The following is a 16,092-nucleotide window of genomic DNA, read 5'->3' as shown; positions in this document are numbered from 1 at the left end:
TTAGGAATTAAGGCTCGGTAAATCTGGTGTGGTTTTTGAGTAACAGGTGAAAGCTAGAGTCAAATGAATCACTTAGGAAGTTTTCTTAATGTGATTCATAAGGGTCTAATGAGTCGAATAATTACATATGATTCAGTTGGATAAGAGTTTTTTCTAAACTGGAAAGAATTGTACTTGCCAACCGGAATCATATTTTGTTAACCATTTGCAGGCACCTTCATGCTAAGGCAACGACAGTTCCGTCAGCTGCCGTGAGGGAAAACTGATCAGCGGCGGAAAGGGGATAAGATATGCGCGTCCTTTTGATTGAAGACGACAGTGCTATCGCACAGAGCATTGAATTGATGCTGAAGTCCGAGAGCTTCAATGTCTACACCACCGATCTGGGTGAAGAAGGCATCGATCTCGGCAAGCTTTATGATTACGACATCATCTTGCTGGACCTGAATTTGCCGGACATGTCCGGTTATGAAGTTCTGCGTACCTTGCGCCTTTCGAAGGTCAAGACACCAATCCTCATCCTCTCCGGCATGGCTGGCATTGAGGACAAGGTTCGTGGTCTGGGCTTCGGTGCAGACGACTACATGACGAAGCCGTTCCACAAGGACGAGCTGATCGCCCGTATTCATGCGATTGTTCGTCGCTCCAAGGGCCATGCCCAGTCGGTCATCACCACTGGCGACCTGATTGTTAACCTCGACGCCAAGACGGTTGAGGTTGGTGGTCAGCGCGTTCACCTGACCGGCAAAGAATATCAGATGCTCGAGCTTCTTTCGCTCCGCAAGGGCACGACGCTCACCAAGGAAATGTTCCTCAACCACCTTTATGGCGGTATGGACGAGCCTGAGCTGAAGATCATCGACGTGTTTATCTGCAAGCTGCGCAAGAAGCTTGATGCCGTTTCCGGCAGCCAGAGCTACATCGAAACCGTTTGGGGTCGCGGCTATGTGCTGCGCGAGCCAGATGGCACAGAACTGCGTGAAAGCGCATAAGCGTTTTCAAAGCACTTAGCAGTTTTGCTGGAAATACCTGATTGAATAAGGCTCCGCGCAAGCGGGGCCTTTTCTTTTATGGGGTCGCAAACAAAAAAGGCGCAGGTTTTACCCTGCGCCTTTTCCGTAAAGAAATGCGTCTTATTCTGCGGCGAAGACGATGTCTTCGGCAGTCGCATGGATGGAAATGGTCATGCCTGCATCTTCAGCCAGAAGCAGTGTGTAGTATGGTTGAACCGCATGGGCGTCGATTGGCTCTTCCGGCTCTGCGCCTGAATGCAGTTCGAGGAACTTTGGCGGTACGCGCAGCATCCGGCCTTTGGCGGTGATGACAAAACGTGGATTGGTGTCGCCATTTTCGAGGCGAACAGCCAGCGAACCACCGCGTGGAATGGCTGCATTGCTGATCAGAAGCAGGTTGAGCAAAAGCTTGACCTTGTTCTTTGGCAGCAGAACGCGGGCACCTTCCCAGGTCAATTCCGGCTTTTCATTCTTGAAATATTCGGTTGCGACGTGCTGGGCATCGCCGGTATCGATCTGTACGCCTGCGGAACCGGCTGCACCGAACGCGATGCGGGCAAACTGAAGGCGGGCCGAAGCATTGCGCGCGCTCGACTTGATGAGCGCCATTGCGTCTTCGTCAGCGCCACCTTCTTCGAGCAGTTCGAGACCATTGTTAATGGCGCCAACCGGCGAGATGATGTCATGACAGATCCGGCTGCACAGAAGCGCACCAAGATCGAGTGCGGACAGGGTAACGGGCAATGGCATGGTGTTTTCTCCAGGCGCGAACCGGCTCTGCGAATCGACTTTGTAATCGAATGTCAGGCGGCAATCAGTTGATGAGCATAATCCCGACGAATCACCACCGGGAACCTTAGGAATCTGGATACACGCGACGTCCTGTTGCCGCAAGAAAGCTGTTTTTTGCCGCCATTCTAAAGCCAATTTCGGCGCTTAAAGATTTAGACAATAAATTCGCGGTTAAACTACGCGCGATTCGGCAAAGTGCTCGCAAGAAGCGCTGCCAGGCTTTTAACAGGGCCGTCAGACAGAGAAGCTGGTAGGCAAAAGGAATTATAGATGGCCATACCGTCCCTGTCGCAGATCAGGTTCCGCAACGCGGCGTATATTGTAGCGTTCTTTGCGGCCTTTCTGATCTCCATCATCGCCGTGCCGCACAAAGCGCAGGCACAGAGCAGCAACACATATTCGGCTGAGGAAGTTGTTGAATCCGGACACCGGTTCTTCGGTTCGACATCTGGCGGTATCGCCAGCGCAGTCGAAAAGGCGTTCCAGAGCTTCGGTCTTCCCAATGGCTATATTCTGGGTGAAGAGGGGTCTGGTGCCTTCATAGGTGGTCTCACCTATGGCGAAGGTACGCTCTACACCAAGAATGCTGGCGATCATCGCACGTTCTGGCAGGGTCCGTCGCTCGGCTGGGATTTCGGCGGGCAAGGCTCGCGCGTCATGATGCTCGTCTATAATCTCGACGATATTCAGAGCCTTTATGGGCGTTATGCCGGCGTTGCAGGTTCTGCTTATGTGATCGCCGGAGCAGGCTTCAACGTGCTAAAGCGTCAGAATATCATGCTGGTGCCAATTCGTACGGGCGTTGGTGCCCGCCTTGGCGTCAATATTGGTTATCTGAAGCTTTCTGCGGCTCCGACCTGGAACCCATTCTGATTTGGACTGGCGTTCGAGCTGGAAAGCGGAACGCCGCTCCATTATGAATAACAACCAGCCAAGTCTTTTGGCTGGTCCATTTTCCCATTTAGTGACAAAGCCGTGATCCAGTCTGCGCTCATTTTCATACTTGGCGTTCTCGTGGCGGTTTTCGTCGTGGTTCTGCTTGGTCCTTCGGTTTGGCGCCGCGCTTTCTTTCTGGCGCGTCGGCAGGTTCAAGCCGAACTGCCGATAACGCTTGCTGAAATCAGAGCGGATCGGGATGGCCTGAGAGCCGAACATGCGGTGGTGGCCAGCAAGCTTGCACAGCAGCTCAAGCTTGAACGTGATAAATCATCCGGCCAGCTGATCGAGCTCGGCAAGCAGAATGATGAACTCAAGCGTTTCGCTTCATTGGAAAATGATATCGCACAGCTAAAAGAGACACTGGCGGAACGTGCAAAGCAGGTCGCAGAAACGATATCGGAACGCGACACTGCTGCTGAAAAAGCAGAAATTGTTGAGGCCGAGGTTGAGCGGCTGCAGAAACATCTTTCATCTCTCGAAGAACTGGCCGATACGCTACGTATCGAAATGAGTGCCAAAGAGACCGAACATGGTCGTCTGATGAATGAGATGAGCGAAATGCGTCGGGAACGTAAAGATGCATCTGCCCGCTATAATGAGGTTTCGACGCAATTGACGACAGCACAGACTGAATTAAAGAGCGAGAAGCGCCGCAATACTGAATTGCAGGCCAAACTCGACAAGCTGATTACCGATTTCTCCGACGCTCAGGAAAAGCTCGAGCGCTTTACCCGCAAGGGTTCGGCATCAAACGCCGAAACAGAGCAACCCGCAGAATTCTCAAAAGAAAATGCGGCGCTTCGCGAAGAGATGGCAGCCTTGGCCGCGCGCATGGTTGCAGTCACCGCAGAGAAGGAAGGCGAAAACTCGCCTATCCATAAGTTGCTTGACGCTGAAGGTTCAGTTGGCAAGGGCAAAAATGCCAGCCCAAAGAGCCTTGCCAGTCGCATCCGCGATCTGCGCTGATATCAATCACTGGCTATAACGTCTGACCAATCTGGATGGCGCTTGACCTGTGCCTGCATGAAACTGCAGCGTGGGATGATTTTCCAGCCGGTTTTACGGGCGTCTTCGACAGCATTTAGCGCTAAGGCCTGCGCTACACCTTTGCCACGCATGGAATCGGGCACGAAGGTGTGATCGATAGAGATCAGTGCAGGCCCGAGCTTTGTATAAGTCATCTCCGCTTCGTCGCCATCGATATTGGCAAAGTAACGACCACTATCGGTGCTGTCAGCTTTCTGGATCTGAATATTTTCGGCCATTCCAGTCTCCCCATGAGGGTTTCAGTTCTCATTGATATAGTCATGAATGGCCAAAGAAAAACCCCGGCCGGTTAACCCGGCCGGGGCTTAATTTGCGTATCTGCCTTTTCCGGAGAAACCGGCAGATTATTAGTGTCTATATTGCTGGATACGTGTGGTCCTGAGACCGGCGAGACCATGCTCATCGATCGAGGACTGCCAGCCAAGAAACTCCTCCACCGTCAAGGTATAACGCTGACATGCTTCCTCAAGGCTGAGAAGCCCACCGCGTACAGCGGCGACAACTTCAGCCTTACGGCGAATGACCCAGCGCCTTGTAGTGGCGGGCGGGAGGTCCGCGATGGTCAGTGGACTGCCATCAGGACCGATAACATATTTTATACGCGGTCTTGTCAGATCGGTCATTGTACTCTCTACACAACACTCAAGGACCTAATCGAGACCGAGACTAACGCCACAGCTTTAAGAATTACCTAAACAGGCGGTAACTCTCTGGTAACACTTGCAAAAAAATGACTTATTTTGAAAGAAAGTCATAAAAAAACCAGGCTTGGCAGGCATTTGATAAAAAGTCTCACGGGAATTTGTGGTTGCAATGCCGCAAAACGGCCACTGTTTTTGCTGCGACATCTTGGCAAGTACCCGTTGTGTGACCTATATAGGGCACAAACCTAAACTTTTAAAAGCAGGGCATTTGCCCGGAAGCTGGAAATAATCATGAGCCTGAACAGCCTCGATCTACCGGGAAAGCCGGAAGACACGCGCGTTGTCGTCGCCATGTCGGGCGGCGTCGATTCCTCTGTTGTGGCAGGCATTCTCAAACGTGAAGGCTATGATGTTGTTGGCGTAACGCTGCAGCTTTACGATCATGGTGCGGCAGTGCATCGCGCCGGTTCTTGCTGCGCTGGCCAGGACATTGAAGATGCCCGCCGCGTTTCAGAAAGCCTCGGCATTCCTCATTATGTATTGGATTATGAAGCACGCTTTCGTGAAGCTGTGATCGATCCATTCGCAAATTCCTATGTGAGCGGTGAAACGCCGATTCCATGCGTATCCTGCAACCAGACTGTAAAGTTTTCCGATCTTCTGCAGACTGCGCGTGAGCTTGGTGCCGATGCGCTGGCAACCGGCCACTATATCCGCAGCAGTCAGAATGGCGACCATCGTGCGATGTTCCGCCCGGTCGATTCGGACCGTGATCAGAGCTACTTCCTGTTTGCGACCACGCAGGACCAGATCGATTATCTGCGTTTCCCGCTGGGCCATCTGCCAAAGGCACAGGTTCGCGAAATCGCCGAAGAAATGGGCCTGACTGTTGCCAAGAAGCAGGATAGCCAGGACATCTGCTTTGTTCCGCAGGGCAAATATTCCGACATCATTTCCAAGCTGAAGCCTGAAGCGGCAACGCCGGGCGATATCGTTCATATTGATGGTCGTGTGCTCGGTCGCCATGATGGCATTGTTCATTATACGGTCGGCCAGCGCCGTGGCATTGGTGTTGCAACCGGTGAACCGCTTTATGTGGTGCATCTTGATGCTGCCAATACGCGTGTGATTGTCGGCCCGCGTGAAGCCCTTGAAACCCATAAGGTTTTCTTGCGCGATGTTAACTGGCTCGGCGATGGTGCGATGGACGCGCTGCCAAAGGGCGGTATTGAAGTCTTCGCAAAGGTTCGCTCGACGCGTCCGCCACGTCCAGCTGTTCTGCATCATGCAGATGGCAAGACATGGGTGGAGCTGGTCGACGGCGAAAGCGGTATCGCACCCGGACAGGCGTGCGTTCTCTATTCAGATGATTCGAACACTGCGCGTGTGTTTGGCGGCGGTTTCATCGGTCGCTCCGAACGTGAACCGCAGGCAGAAGAAATGCTGCGTCGTCTGGTTGCCAATACGTCAAAGGTATCTGCAGCTTAGAGCGCGACATATGCGTTTACAGCGGTCCAGTTAAGAAAGAATTGTTGGAACCGCTGTAACTGTTTGTTTTTACGCATTATCCGACGCAAAACCGCTTAGCACTTTTGCTGGAAATGCTATAAAATCAAAAGCCTCCGACATTGTTCGGAGGCTTTTTCATTTGGATAGTTATTTTTAATCGAAACGACTGAAGCGGGATAATGCTATGCCCGACGCCGTTGCCACGTTGAGGCTATCGAACTCCTTGGACATCGGTATGCGTGCCGTTGCTAATCGCTGTAATAGGTGAGGGGGCAAACCTTCGCCTTCCGTACCTAACAGCAAAGCCTGTTTTTTATGGTCCGGTGCCTTGAAGATGCTTGTTTCAGAAGAAGGGCTTAACGCCAATAGATTGAAGTTGGCAGCTTGCAGCGCTGCAATGATATCTTCGATAGAAGCACCGTGGAAATATGGCATTTTCAGCGTGGCGCCGACAGAAACGCGAATGGCTTTTCGGTAAAGTGGATCGCAGCAGGTCTCATCCATAAGAACGCAATCTGCTTCAAATGCTGCCGCATTGCGGAAGATCGAGCCGACATTGTCGTGATTGGAAATGCCACACAGCACAACAACCAGAGCATTCTCTGGTAGCTGGCCGACCATTTCTTCAAGGGTTGGCTGAGTTTTGCGTCGTCCGACCGCGAGAATGCCGCGATGGACGTGAAATCCCGCAACTTCATCCATAACGGATTGAGGCACACAATAGACAACGACGCCATCGGGACGCTGTTTTAATTGCTCCTCAAGCCCGTTCAGGCGATTTTCCAGAACGAGCAAGGATTCTGTTTGAAAGCGTGCATGAGAGGAGAACAGAACGTTGACGACCACTTTTCCCTCAGCGATGAAACGCTGCTGGCGACCGACAAGATCTTTTTCGCGAATGTTCGTGTAGGGGGATAAACGAGCATCGGCAGAATCAGAGATGCTTACGACAAAGTCGTGCGATCCGGTTTGTTCCTTCATCGCACGACTTATGCCTCATATAGGTGCGTTATTGGTGAACGACCGCAGCAATCTCACGTCGACGCGGTGCAGGACTCATATAGAGACTTGAAAGCGTAGACAACATCAACTCGATGTGTGGTGAAGATACCATGTAATATATGGTTTGCGCGTCACGCCGCGTCGATACGAGGTCAAGTGCCCGTAGTTTTGCGAGGTGCTGGGATAGCGCGGATTGGCTAAGATCAATTGCTTTTGCTAAAGCACCAACAGACATTTCATTGTGAAGTAACTTGCACAAAATGAGTAGTCTTTTGTTGTTAGCAAGAGCTGAAAGAAAATCAGCCGCTTGATCAACGTTTTCTATTAAATCAAAAAAATTATGTTCATTGGTCATTTGCAGTCATACCCCCGTAAGACAGCATTCGGTTAAAAAAATGCCTGTGGTTCATTAGCCGCAGACACCCCAAAATTAATACTATACCGAGAAATTGAAAAGGGCTTGCTTATATTAACCAGCTCAAAAAATCATCGATTTGTCCCAAAAATAGCTGGGTTTTGTTTCAGCGCTCGGCTTTGAACAAGCCTTGCAGCATTTTCATTGCGTTCTCACCAGAATCGGCCCGAGCTGAAAAATCAGAGCGGATGATGTGGTCACCACTCGACATATTGAAGCCGTCGGGATCGAAACTCGTTATCTTCCAGTTTTTTGCCACGTCTTTGTGACGGGCGGCGTGAAGATTGATTTCGTTACCATATTTGTTGTTGAGGTCATCAATCGTGTCCTGTTCGGAAACCGCGATTGCACCGACGCTCTCAGGCGGGTTTGTGAGGTCGTTATTGGTCAGATTAAATGCCTTGCCGAAGCCGCCATTCAGGCTGGCAGACTCAATTGTCAGTCGGAAAAAGGCAAAGTCTCCCAGGTCGACATATAAAGCGCCCTTGGGATTATGGTTGAGATAACGCCGTCTTACACGAGGATACTCGCTAGAGATTCGTTCAATTTTGTTGGCATTACAGTGAAGGGTGATGCGCGGATGGGCGAGCGGATCTCCCTTTCCTGCCTCACCAAGCAGCAGCGAGCAGGCGGGATTGGCGATTAACCCGGGGGTATGTGCTGCCAGTGCCGAAATGAGAATAATCGGCGTTCCGTCGATGTCCGTGGCGACAGCCACTCGGCTTGCAAGCGGTCTGCCCGTCTTGGGATCAAGAACTGCGATTGCGCCATAACGGGACGTGCGCAGCAAGGCTTTGGCCAACTGGATCGCTTCTGGCGTGGTGGGCCGAATAGGGCTTTTTTCTTCGGGCATGGAACGCAGCTCAAATGTGAGTGAATTTATCCAGTTAATAGCTCATCCGCATATTGGAGTATAGAAGCGGATCAATTTTTGCTTATCGAAGAGTGATAGCCTGTAGCAATATCCAATCTTTTGCTAAATTATGTTTGGAGTACGAATGCATAATGTGCCGAACAGTACACCTCTGACGGGATGTCAGGTGGCTGTTGTCGCACATATTTTAGATGCGAAGATTATTATAATTCCATGCCGTTTAGCGCAATTTTCTAAAACCCAACGCTGTCATGGAATAAAAATCTAATAAAACTGGGTAAAATCGGTTGAGAATATGACGCGATTCTAAAAATTGCGCTTGCATTGTGGCAAGCCAAGCGTTTCGATAAGGTCCAATTGCGTGCTTAGGGTGCGCGCAATATTATTTTCCGTGGAGGCGGGCACTACAATGAAATTCTACCAGAAACTTTTGGCGGCAACTGCAGTTGTCGCTCTAATGAGCGGCGCTGCATCGGCTAAGACCTTTGTATATTGCTCGCCAGCATCGCCTGAGGGCTTTGATCCGGCAGCTTACACCGGTGGTGACACGTTCGATGCGTCGGCGCATCCGGTCTACAACCGCCTTGCAGAGTTCAAGAACGGCACGACCGAAGTCGTACCGGGTCTGGCAGAAAGCTGGGAAGTTTCGGAAGACGGTAAGGAATATACCTTCCATCTGCGTAAGGGCGTAAAGTTCCATTCGAGCGATTACTTCACGCCAACCCGTGATTTCAACGCCGACGACGTGATCCTTTCCTTCGACCGTATGGGTAACAAGGAAAACCCTTGGCACGAATATACGGCTGGCATTTCCTACGAATATTTCGATTCGATGGAAATGGGCTCGCTGATCAAGGAAATTCAGAAGATCGACGACAACACCGTCAAGTTCGTTCTGAACCGTTCGGAAGCTGCTTTTCTCGCCAATATCTCGATGCCTTTCGCTTCGATCATCTCGAAGGAATATACCGACAAGCTCGCAGCTGACGGTAAGAAGGACGATCTCAATCAGGTTCCTGTCGGCACTGGTCCTTTCCAGTTCGTAGCCTACCAGAAGGACGCTGTTGTTCGCTTCAAGGCTAACAAGGATTATTGGGGCGATAAGCCAAAGATCGACGATCTGGTTTTCGCAATCACGACCGATCCTGCAGTCCGCGCGCAGAAGCTCAAGGCTGGCGAATGCCACCTGATGTCTTATCCTGCTCCAGCAGACATCAAGGACCTTCAGGCTGATTCCAACCTTAAGGTTGACGAACAGGCTGGTCTGAACATTGCTTACTTCGCTTACAACACGACTGTCGCTCCATACGACAAGCCGGAAGTTCGTAAGGCACTCAACCAGGCTGTTAACAAGCAGGCTATCGTTGATGCAGTGTTCCAGGGTCAGGGACAGGTTGCTAAGAACCCGATCCCACCGACAATGTGGAGCTACAACGACAAGATCGAGGACGACAAGTACGATCCGGAAGCTGCCAAGAAGGCTCTCGAAGCCGCTGGCGTCAAGGATCTGAAAATGAAGCTCTGGGCAATGCCTGTGAGCCGTCCTTACATGCCAAACGCACGTCGTACTGCTGAACTCATGCAGTCCGATCTTGCCAAGGTTGGCGTAAGCGCTGAAATCGTTTCGATGGAATGGGGTGAATATCTCAAGAAGTCCGGCGAAAAGGACCGCGACGGTGCCGTCATCCTCGGCTGGACCGGTGACAATGGTGATCCGGATAACTTCCTCGGCACGCTTCTGGGCTGCGCCGGCGTTGGTTCGAACAACCGTGCACAGTGGTGCTACCAGCCGTTCGAAGACCTGATCCAGAAGGCAAAGGTCTCGACCAACCATGAAGAACGCGTCAAGCTTTATGAAGAAGCTCAGGTGATCTTCAAGGAGCAGGCTCCATGGAACACCATCGCTCACTCGACCGTATTCGTGCCGATGTCGGCCAAGGTTACGGGCTTCAAGCAGAGCCCGCTTGGTGATTATCGCTTCGAAGATGTCGATATCTCCGAGTAAAATCTAACAACACCAGCGGCCGGGTGTGGAGGTTTCCTCCGCACCCGGTCGGAGTTTTTGTATGTTTCGTTTTATATTAAACAAACTCATCTATCTGGTGCCGACTTTCATTGGCATCACGATCGTTGCTTTCGCATTCGTCCGCGTTCTACCGGGCGATCCCGTGCTGTTGATGGCAGGCGAACGCGGCGTCAGTCCTGAGCGCCATGCACAGCTGCTGGCTCAGCTCGGCTTTGACCGCCCGTTGTGGGAGCAATATATCAACTATGTCTGGAACCTTCTCAATGGTGACTTCGGCCAGTCTCTGGTCACGAAAAAGCCGGTTCTGACCGAATTCTTCGCCCTGTTCCCTGCAACTGTCGAGCTTTCAATCTGCGCGATTATCGTGGCTATCCTGGTTGGTATTCCCGCAGGTGTCATCGCGGCTGTGAAGCGCGGTTCATGGTTCGATCAGGGCCTGATGGGCATCTCGCTCGTTGGTTATTCGATGCCGATCTTTTGGTGGGCTTTGCTGCTCATCATCTTTTTCTCGGGCATGATGCAGTGGACGCCGGTTTCGGGCCGTATCTCATTGCTGTATTTCTTCCCGCCAGTAACAGGCTTCATGCTGATTGACAGCCTGCTGTCAGGTCAGAAGGGCGCTTTCGCTTCTGCGGCTTCGCATCTCATCCTGCCGACCATCGTGCTTGCAACGATCCCGCTTGCGGTGATTGCGCGCCAGACACGTTCGGCAATGCTGGAAGTGCTGGGTGAAGATTATGTGCGTACTGCTCGTGCAAAAGGCCTGCCGGTTCGCCGCGTTATCGGTCTTCATGCGCTGCGTAACGCAATGATCCCGGTCATCACCACCATCGGCCTTCAGGTCGGTGTGCTTATGGCGGGTGCTATCCTGACTGAGACTATCTTCTCATGGCCCGGAATTGGCAAATGGATGCTCGATTCCATTTCGCGTCGCGACTATCCGGTCGTGCAGAGCGGACTACTGATTATCGCTTTCATCATCATGATCGTAAATCTGGTTGTCGATCTGCTTTACGGCCTGATCAATCCGCGTATCCGGCACAAGTGAGGGTATCATGACACACTCAGCAATTCAGCCGGAAGCCGTAAACGAAGTCGGAAAAATCCGTGCTTTGAAAGATTTCTGGTTCTATTTCAGCGTCAATCGCGGCGCTGTCATCGGTCTTTTTGTATTTCTGGCGCTTGTCATCGTCGCGATCCTCGCGCCGGTTCTCGCACCGCACAATCCTTCGGAACAGTTCCGTGACTTCATGCTGGTTCCTCCTTTCTGGGAACAGGGCGGCACAACGCAGTTCCTGCTTGGCACGGATGCTGTAGGTCGCGATATGCTTTCGCGTTTGATCTATGGCGCTCAGTATTCGCTGCTGGTCGGCTTTGTCATCGTCATCATTTCGATGTGCCTTGGCATCACCATCGGCCTTCTCTCCGGCTATTTTGGCGGCGGTGTCGATACGATTTTCATGCGTATCATGGACGTCATTCTGGCGTTTCCATCGCTGTTGCTCGCACTGGTTTTGGTGGCGATTCTGGGACCAGGCCTCATCAACGCCGTTCTTGCGATCACGCTGGTTCTGCTTCCGCACTTCTCACGTCTGACCCGCGCCGCTGTCATGGCCGAAAAGGAACGTGAATATGTGACCGCAGCCAAGCTTGCCGGTGCAAGCAAACTGCGTCTGATGTTCAAGACCATTCTGCCAAACTGCCTTGCACCTCTGGTTGTTCAGGCAACCATGTCGTTCTCCAACGCCATTCTCGACGTTGCAGCGCTTGGCTTCCTTGGCATGGGTGCGCAGCCGCCGACACCGGAATGGGGCACAATGCTTGCAGAAGCGCGTGAATTCATCATGCGTGCATGGTGGGTTGTGACTTTCCCGGGTCTAGCGATCCTGATCACCGTTCTCGCGATCAATCTGGTCGGCGATGGTCTGCGCGATGCGCTTGACCCGAAACTGAAGAGGAGCTGATCGATGGCTCTGCTTGAAATCAAGAACCTTACGGTTTCGTTTGATACCTCGACTGGCCCGTTCAAGGCTGTCGATGGCATCGATATCTCGGTGGACAAGGGTGAAGTTCTTGCCATCGTGGGTGAGTCAGGCTCTGGTAAATCCGTCGGCATGCTTGCTGTCATGGGCCTGCTGCCCAAGACTGCAACCGTAACTGCTGACAGCATGACGTTTGACGGGCAAGACCTGAAAGGGATGTCCGACAAGGAACGCCGCAAGATTATCGGGCGCGATATTTCGATGATCTTTCAGGAGCCGGTTGCAAGCCTCAATCCGTGTTTCACGGTGGGCTATCAGCTTGAAGAAGTGCTTAAGCGCCATATGGGGCTTAAAGGTTCTGCAAGCCGTGCCCGCGCGATTGAGCTGCTGGAACTCGTTGGCATCCGTGATGCTGCCGAGCGCCTGTCCAGCTTCCCGCATCAGATGTCTGGCGGTCAGTGCCAGCGCGTTATGATCGCAATTGCAATCGCCTGTAATCCGAAGCTGTTGATTGCCGACGAGCCGACAACCGCGCTTGACGTGACGATCCAGAAGCAGATCCTCGATCTGCTGATGCGTCTTCAGGTGGAGCACGGTATGGGCCTCATCATGATTACCCATGATATGGGCGTTGTTGCCGAAACTGCTGACCGAGTGATCGTGCAGTATAAGGGCCACAAGATGGAAGACGCTGACGTGTTGTCGTTGTTTTCCGCGCCAAAGCACCCATATACGCGTGCGTTGCTTTCGGCTTTGCCGGAAAATGCGACCGGCGACCGTCTGCCGACGGTTTCCGATTTCGTCTTTGCAAACAATGCCGCAGGAGAAGCGTGATGAGCGAGATCGTTCTCGAAGCGCGCGATATCAAGCGCGACTACCATGTTGGCGGCGGTCTTTTTGGCAAGCCCAAGGTTGTTCATGCCGTCAAGGGCGTGAGCTTCAAGCTTGAAAAAGGCAAGACGCTGGCAATCGTCGGTGAATCAGGTTGCGGCAAGTCAACGCTCGCCCGCATCCTGACCATGATCGACCCGCAGACCTCTGGCGATCTGATGATCGGCGGCAAGGATGTGAACATTGCCCGTGATGGTCTGACAGCCGAAATGCGCCAGAAGGTGCAGATCGTGTTCCAGAACCCTTACGGTTCGCTGAATCCGCGCCAGAAGATTGGCGATGTGCTGGCTGAGCCTCTGCTGCTCAACACCAATATGTCTGCCAAGGAACGTCGTGAAAAGTCGATGGAAATGCTGCTCAAGGTTGGTCTTGGCAAGGAGCATTTCAATCGCTACCCGCACATGTTCTCGGGCGGCCAGCGTCAGCGTATCGCTATTGCACGCGCATTGATGCTCAATCCGAAGCTGCTCATTCTCGATGAGCCGGTTTCGGCGCTCGATCTTTCTGTGCAGGCGCAGGTGCTTAATATTCTTGCTGATCTGCAGGAAGAATTTGGCCTGACTTACGTTTTCATCAGCCACGATCTGTCGGTTGTCCGTTACATCGCTGACGATGTGATGGTGATGTATTTCGGTGAAGTTGTTGAATATGGCTCGCGTGACGACGTGTTTAACAACCCGCAGCACGACTATACGAAGAAGCTTTTTGCAGCCACGCCGCGTGCGGATGTGGATGCGATCCGCGCCCGTGTTGAAGCGCGTGCCGCTGCACGCGAGGCCGCACAAGCTTAAAGCCTTCAATCGATAATAAAAAACGCCGCCCTTTGAGGCGGCGTTTTTGTTTGAAGCCCTTGTTGTAGAGCGACTTTGTGCGCCCACAAGGGCGCACGGTACTCTATCCATTTGTTTTTACGCGCATCTTGTTCCAAAAACCGCTTCGCACTTTTCGGGATGCGCTCTAATGCTGACCACGTTGCTGGTGCCAGGCAAGGGCGCGCACAATGTCATCTGCGGCAATTTTGCCGATGATGGCGCCATTCTCGACAATCCCCACATCCCCGCTGCTATCCGCAACTGCGCCCATCAGGTCGCGAATAAGGGTTTCGCGTCGAGCGGTTGCGGCAAAGGGGCGAGGTGCGGCAGTGCGGTCAAATGGCGTCATGATATCGCCTGCACACAAAACGCCGAGCGGGTTCATATGCGCTACGAAATCGGCGACATACTGATCCGCCGGCTGCAGAAGAATTTCTTGCGGCGTACCACATTGAACGATGCGGCCGCCTTCCATGATGGCGATACGATTGCCGATTTTCATGGCTTCGTCGAGATCATGGCTCACGAAAACGATTGTTTTCTTGAGCCGTGACTGGAAAGCCAGCAGTTCATCCTGCAAACGCGCGCGGATCAACGGATCGAGTGCGGAAAACGGCTCATCCATGAGCAGAATCGGTGCGCCGGTTGCAAAGGCACGCGCCAGACCGACGCGCTGCTGCATACCGCCGGAAAGTTCGCCCACCTTGCGCTTGGCCCAGTCCTGCAGGCCCACCAGCTCAAGCTGCTTACGCGCTTGTGCCAGCCGCTCATCCTTGCGCATACCGGAGATTTCCAGCCCAAACGCGACGTTTTCTTCAACCGTGCGCCATGGCAGCAGACCAAACTGCTGAAACACCATTGAAACAAGTTCCGTGCGCAGATGGCGAAGCGTTCCCCGATCGGCTTTGCCGACATCGATAGTCCGCTCGCCATCACGCACCAGCACGCGGCCGCGTGAAATCGGGTTGAGCCGGTTGATGGCCCGCAGGAGCGTCGATTTTCCAGAACCCGAGAGCCCCATCAGGACGAGAATCTCGCCTTCCTGAATATTGAGCGCGCAGTCATGCACGCCCAGAACGAGATCGGTTTCAGCCTGAATTTCCGAACGTGAAGCGCCTCGGTCCGCAAGTTCCAGTGCGTTATCGACATTTTTGCCGAAAATGATGCTGACATCTTCCAGTGCAATGATTGTCATGATCGGCTCCTATTTCTCGCGTCCGGCGCGGAAGATGCGGTCGAGCACGATAGCGACCACGACAATGACAAAGCCCGATTCAAAGCCCAGTGCGGTATTGACCGAGTTCAGGGCTCGAACGACCGGCACACCGAGGCCGTCAGCACCGACAAGCGCCGCAATCACCACCATGGAAAGCGACAGCATGATCGTCTGTGTCAGGCCAGCCAGAATTTGCGGCATGGCGTAAGGCAGCTCGATTTTCCAGAGAAGCTGTGTGCGGGATGCGCCGAAAGCTTCACCGGCTTCGATCAATGACGAAGGTGTCGATGAGATACCGAGATGGGTCAGTCGTACCGGCGCGGGCAGCACAAAGATCGCGGTTGCCAGCAGGCCGGGAACCATGCCGATGCCGAAGAAGACGATGGCCGGGATCAGATAGACGAAGGTTGGCAACGTCTGCATCAGATCGAGAATCGGTCGCAGGACTGCATAAAGGGTAGGGCGGTGCGCTGCGGCGATGCCGAGCGGGACGCCAATTGCCATACAGAGGAAACAGGCCGACAGAACCAGCGTCAGTGTCTTGAGTGTGCCATCCCAATAGCCCTGATTGATGATGAACAGAAAACCCAGGATGGTGAGGATCACCACCGAGATGCGGCGCTGGATAAACCAGGCGATCACTGCAAAAATGACGATCAGGACAAGCGGATGCGGCAGTTGCAACAGATACAACAGGCCGTCGATAAGCCACTGCATAACCGCAGCCAGCCCATCGAAAAAGCCACCCATATTGTCCGTGAGCCAATCGACCACCGACTTTGCGGTGGGTCCGACCGGAATTTTATAGTCCGTCAGCCAGTTCAACGATTATGTCTCCTGCCGCGTTCTTTCAGTCGTGGAGCGTGGTGCGACCTGCTTTATCAGATCGCTTCGCTGCTCCAGCTGTTTATCTTAACGCGCATCCTGTCC

The 16,092-nt window shown here is 52.8% G+C and carries 17 protein-coding genes; 9 read left to right on the top strand and 8 right to left on the bottom strand.

Annotated elements, in window-relative coordinates; genetic code table 11:
* The first annotated feature begins 290 nt into the window (after positions 1-290).
* The gene (locus KMS41_07925) at positions 291-992 is read left to right on the top strand and encodes a response regulator transcription factor (GenBank protein QWK77036.1); all 702 of its coding nucleotides are present in this window, start codon (positions 291-293) and stop codon (positions 990-992) included.
* Positions 993-1,133: 141 nt separating this feature from the next.
* Here KMS41_07925 and KMS41_07920 read toward each other — a convergent pair whose 3' ends face one another.
* Complete coding sequence (locus KMS41_07920) at positions 1,134-1,763, bottom strand: histidine phosphotransferase (GenBank protein ID QWK77035.1); 630 nt, start codon at positions 1,761-1,763, stop codon at positions 1,134-1,136.
* Positions 1,764-2,075: 312 nt separating this feature from the next.
* Here KMS41_07920 and KMS41_07915 point away from each other — a divergent pair, with 312 nt between their 5' ends.
* Positions 2,076-2,678, top strand: coding sequence for a DUF1134 domain-containing protein (locus KMS41_07915; GenBank protein QWK77034.1), 603 nt, complete (start codon positions 2,076-2,078; stop codon positions 2,676-2,678).
* Between the two features lie 126 nt (positions 2,679-2,804).
* The gene (locus KMS41_07910; protein QWK78813.1) at positions 2,805-3,710 is read left to right on the top strand and encodes a hypothetical protein; all 906 of its coding nucleotides are present in this window, start codon (positions 2,805-2,807) and stop codon (positions 3,708-3,710) included.
* 2 nt (positions 3,711-3,712) lie between these two features.
* On the opposite strand, the gene KMS41_07905 is transcribed toward KMS41_07910, so the two are convergent.
* Together KMS41_07905 and KMS41_07900 are read right to left on the bottom strand one after the other, a co-directional pair.
* Positions 3,713-4,009 (bottom strand): N-acetyltransferase, encoded by a 297-nt coding sequence (locus KMS41_07905; protein ID QWK77033.1) that lies wholly within the window; start codon positions 4,007-4,009, stop codon positions 3,713-3,715.
* Positions 4,010-4,138: 129 nt separating this feature from the next.
* The gene (locus KMS41_07900) at positions 4,139-4,414 is read right to left on the bottom strand and encodes a DUF1153 domain-containing protein (protein QWK77032.1); all 276 of its coding nucleotides are present in this window, start codon (positions 4,412-4,414) and stop codon (positions 4,139-4,141) included.
* Between the two features lie 312 nt (positions 4,415-4,726).
* Between KMS41_07900 and mnmA the strand changes: the two genes are divergently transcribed.
* The gene (gene mnmA / locus KMS41_07895) at positions 4,727-5,923 is read left to right on the top strand and encodes a tRNA 2-thiouridine(34) synthase MnmA (protein ID QWK77031.1); all 1,197 of its coding nucleotides are present in this window, start codon (positions 4,727-4,729) and stop codon (positions 5,921-5,923) included.
* A 174-nt stretch (positions 5,924-6,097) separates the two neighbouring features.
* Here mnmA and KMS41_07890 read toward each other — a convergent pair whose 3' ends face one another.
* From KMS41_07890 to KMS41_07880, 3 genes are all read right to left on the bottom strand, one after another.
* Positions 6,098-6,925: an RNA methyltransferase gene (locus tag KMS41_07890; GenBank protein ID QWK77030.1), complete on the bottom strand. Its 828-nt coding sequence runs from the start codon at positions 6,923-6,925 to the stop codon at positions 6,098-6,100.
* A gap of 28 nt (positions 6,926-6,953) precedes the next feature.
* The gene (locus tag KMS41_07885; GenBank protein QWK77029.1) at positions 6,954-7,301 is read right to left on the bottom strand and encodes a metalloregulator ArsR/SmtB family transcription factor; all 348 of its coding nucleotides are present in this window, start codon (positions 7,299-7,301) and stop codon (positions 6,954-6,956) included.
* Between the two features lie 166 nt (positions 7,302-7,467).
* The gene (locus KMS41_07880; GenBank protein QWK77028.1) at positions 7,468-8,214 is read right to left on the bottom strand and encodes a pyridoxamine 5'-phosphate oxidase family protein; all 747 of its coding nucleotides are present in this window, start codon (positions 8,212-8,214) and stop codon (positions 7,468-7,470) included.
* Positions 8,215-8,644: 430 nt separating this feature from the next.
* Here KMS41_07880 and KMS41_07875 point away from each other — a divergent pair, with 430 nt between their 5' ends.
* From KMS41_07875 to KMS41_07855, 5 genes are all read left to right on the top strand, one after another.
* Positions 8,645-10,240, top strand: a complete 1,596-nt coding sequence (locus KMS41_07875; GenBank protein ID QWK77027.1) for an ABC transporter substrate-binding protein — start codon at positions 8,645-8,647, stop codon at positions 10,238-10,240.
* Between the two features lie 61 nt (positions 10,241-10,301).
* Positions 10,302-11,309 (top strand): ABC transporter permease subunit, encoded by a 1,008-nt coding sequence (locus KMS41_07870; protein QWK77026.1) that lies wholly within the window; start codon positions 10,302-10,304, stop codon positions 11,307-11,309.
* Between the two features lie 7 nt (positions 11,310-11,316).
* A complete protein-coding gene (locus KMS41_07865; GenBank protein ID QWK77025.1) occupies positions 11,317-12,225 on the top strand; it encodes an ABC transporter permease subunit in 909 nt (302 codons plus the stop codon).
* A 3-nt stretch (positions 12,226-12,228) separates the two neighbouring features.
* A complete protein-coding gene (locus KMS41_07860) occupies positions 12,229-13,077 on the top strand; it encodes an ABC transporter ATP-binding protein (protein ID QWK77024.1) in 849 nt (282 codons plus the stop codon).
* Positions 13,077-13,925, top strand: a complete 849-nt coding sequence (locus tag KMS41_07855; GenBank protein QWK77023.1) for a dipeptide ABC transporter ATP-binding protein — start codon at positions 13,077-13,079, stop codon at positions 13,923-13,925. Before KMS41_07860 ends, KMS41_07855 begins: the two co-directional genes overlap by 1 nt.
* 166 nt (positions 13,926-14,091) lie before the next feature.
* On the opposite strand, the gene choV is transcribed toward KMS41_07855, so the two are convergent.
* Together choV and choW are read right to left on the bottom strand one after the other, a co-directional pair.
* Entirely contained in the window at positions 14,092-15,141 is a 1,050-nt protein-coding gene (choV, locus tag KMS41_07850; GenBank protein QWK77022.1) for a choline ABC transporter ATP-binding protein, read from the bottom strand.
* Between the two features lie 9 nt (positions 15,142-15,150).
* A complete protein-coding gene (choW, locus tag KMS41_07845; protein ID QWK77021.1) occupies positions 15,151-15,987 on the bottom strand; it encodes a choline ABC transporter permease subunit in 837 nt (278 codons plus the stop codon).
* Between the last annotated feature and the right edge of the window lie 105 nt (positions 15,988-16,092).

It is taken from the genome of Ochrobactrum sp. BTU1, assembly GCA_018798825.1.
GTDB lineage: Bacteria > Pseudomonadota > Alphaproteobacteria > Rhizobiales > Rhizobiaceae > Brucella.
This window is presented reverse-complemented; position numbering and strand designations above follow the sequence as displayed.

What these genes read in the sequence shown, in the direction of transcription:
- KMS41_07925 (QWK77036.1), top strand. Translation starts at nt 291, where the DNA reads ATGCGCGTCCTTTTGATTGAAGACGACAGTGCTATCGCACAGAGCATT.
- KMS41_07855 (QWK77023.1), top strand. Translation starts at nt 13,077, where the DNA reads ATGAGCGAGATCGTTCTCGAAGCGCGCGATATCAAGCGCGACTACCAT.
- choV (QWK77022.1), bottom strand. Translation starts at nt 15,141, where the DNA reads ATGACAATCATTGCACTGGAAGATGTCAGCATCATTTTCGGCAAAAAT.
- KMS41_07890 (QWK77030.1), bottom strand. Translation starts at nt 6,925, where the DNA reads ATGAAGGAACAAACCGGATCGCACGACTTTGTCGTAAGCATCTCTGAT.
- KMS41_07905 (QWK77033.1), bottom strand. Translation starts at nt 4,009, where the DNA reads ATGGCCGAAAATATTCAGATCCAGAAAGCTGACAGCACCGATAGTGGT.
- KMS41_07865 (QWK77025.1), top strand. Translation starts at nt 11,317, where the DNA reads ATGACACACTCAGCAATTCAGCCGGAAGCCGTAAACGAAGTCGGAAAA.
- KMS41_07900 (QWK77032.1), bottom strand. Translation starts at nt 4,414, where the DNA reads ATGACCGATCTGACAAGACCGCGTATAAAATATGTTATCGGTCCTGAT.
- mnmA (QWK77031.1), top strand. Translation starts at nt 4,727, where the DNA reads ATGAGCCTGAACAGCCTCGATCTACCGGGAAAGCCGGAAGACACGCGC.
- KMS41_07880 (QWK77028.1), bottom strand. Translation starts at nt 8,214, where the DNA reads ATGCCCGAAGAAAAAAGCCCTATTCGGCCCACCACGCCAGAAGCGATC.
- KMS41_07875 (QWK77027.1), top strand. Translation starts at nt 8,645, where the DNA reads ATGAAATTCTACCAGAAACTTTTGGCGGCAACTGCAGTTGTCGCTCTA.
- KMS41_07920 (QWK77035.1), bottom strand. Translation starts at nt 1,763, where the DNA reads ATGCCATTGCCCGTTACCCTGTCCGCACTCGATCTTGGTGCGCTTCTG.
- KMS41_07885 (QWK77029.1), bottom strand. Translation starts at nt 7,301, where the DNA reads ATGACCAATGAACATAATTTTTTTGATTTAATAGAAAACGTTGATCAA.
- KMS41_07870 (QWK77026.1), top strand. Translation starts at nt 10,302, where the DNA reads ATGTTTCGTTTTATATTAAACAAACTCATCTATCTGGTGCCGACTTTC.
- KMS41_07860 (QWK77024.1), top strand. Translation starts at nt 12,229, where the DNA reads ATGGCTCTGCTTGAAATCAAGAACCTTACGGTTTCGTTTGATACCTCG.
- KMS41_07915 (QWK77034.1), top strand. Translation starts at nt 2,076, where the DNA reads ATGGCCATACCGTCCCTGTCGCAGATCAGGTTCCGCAACGCGGCGTAT.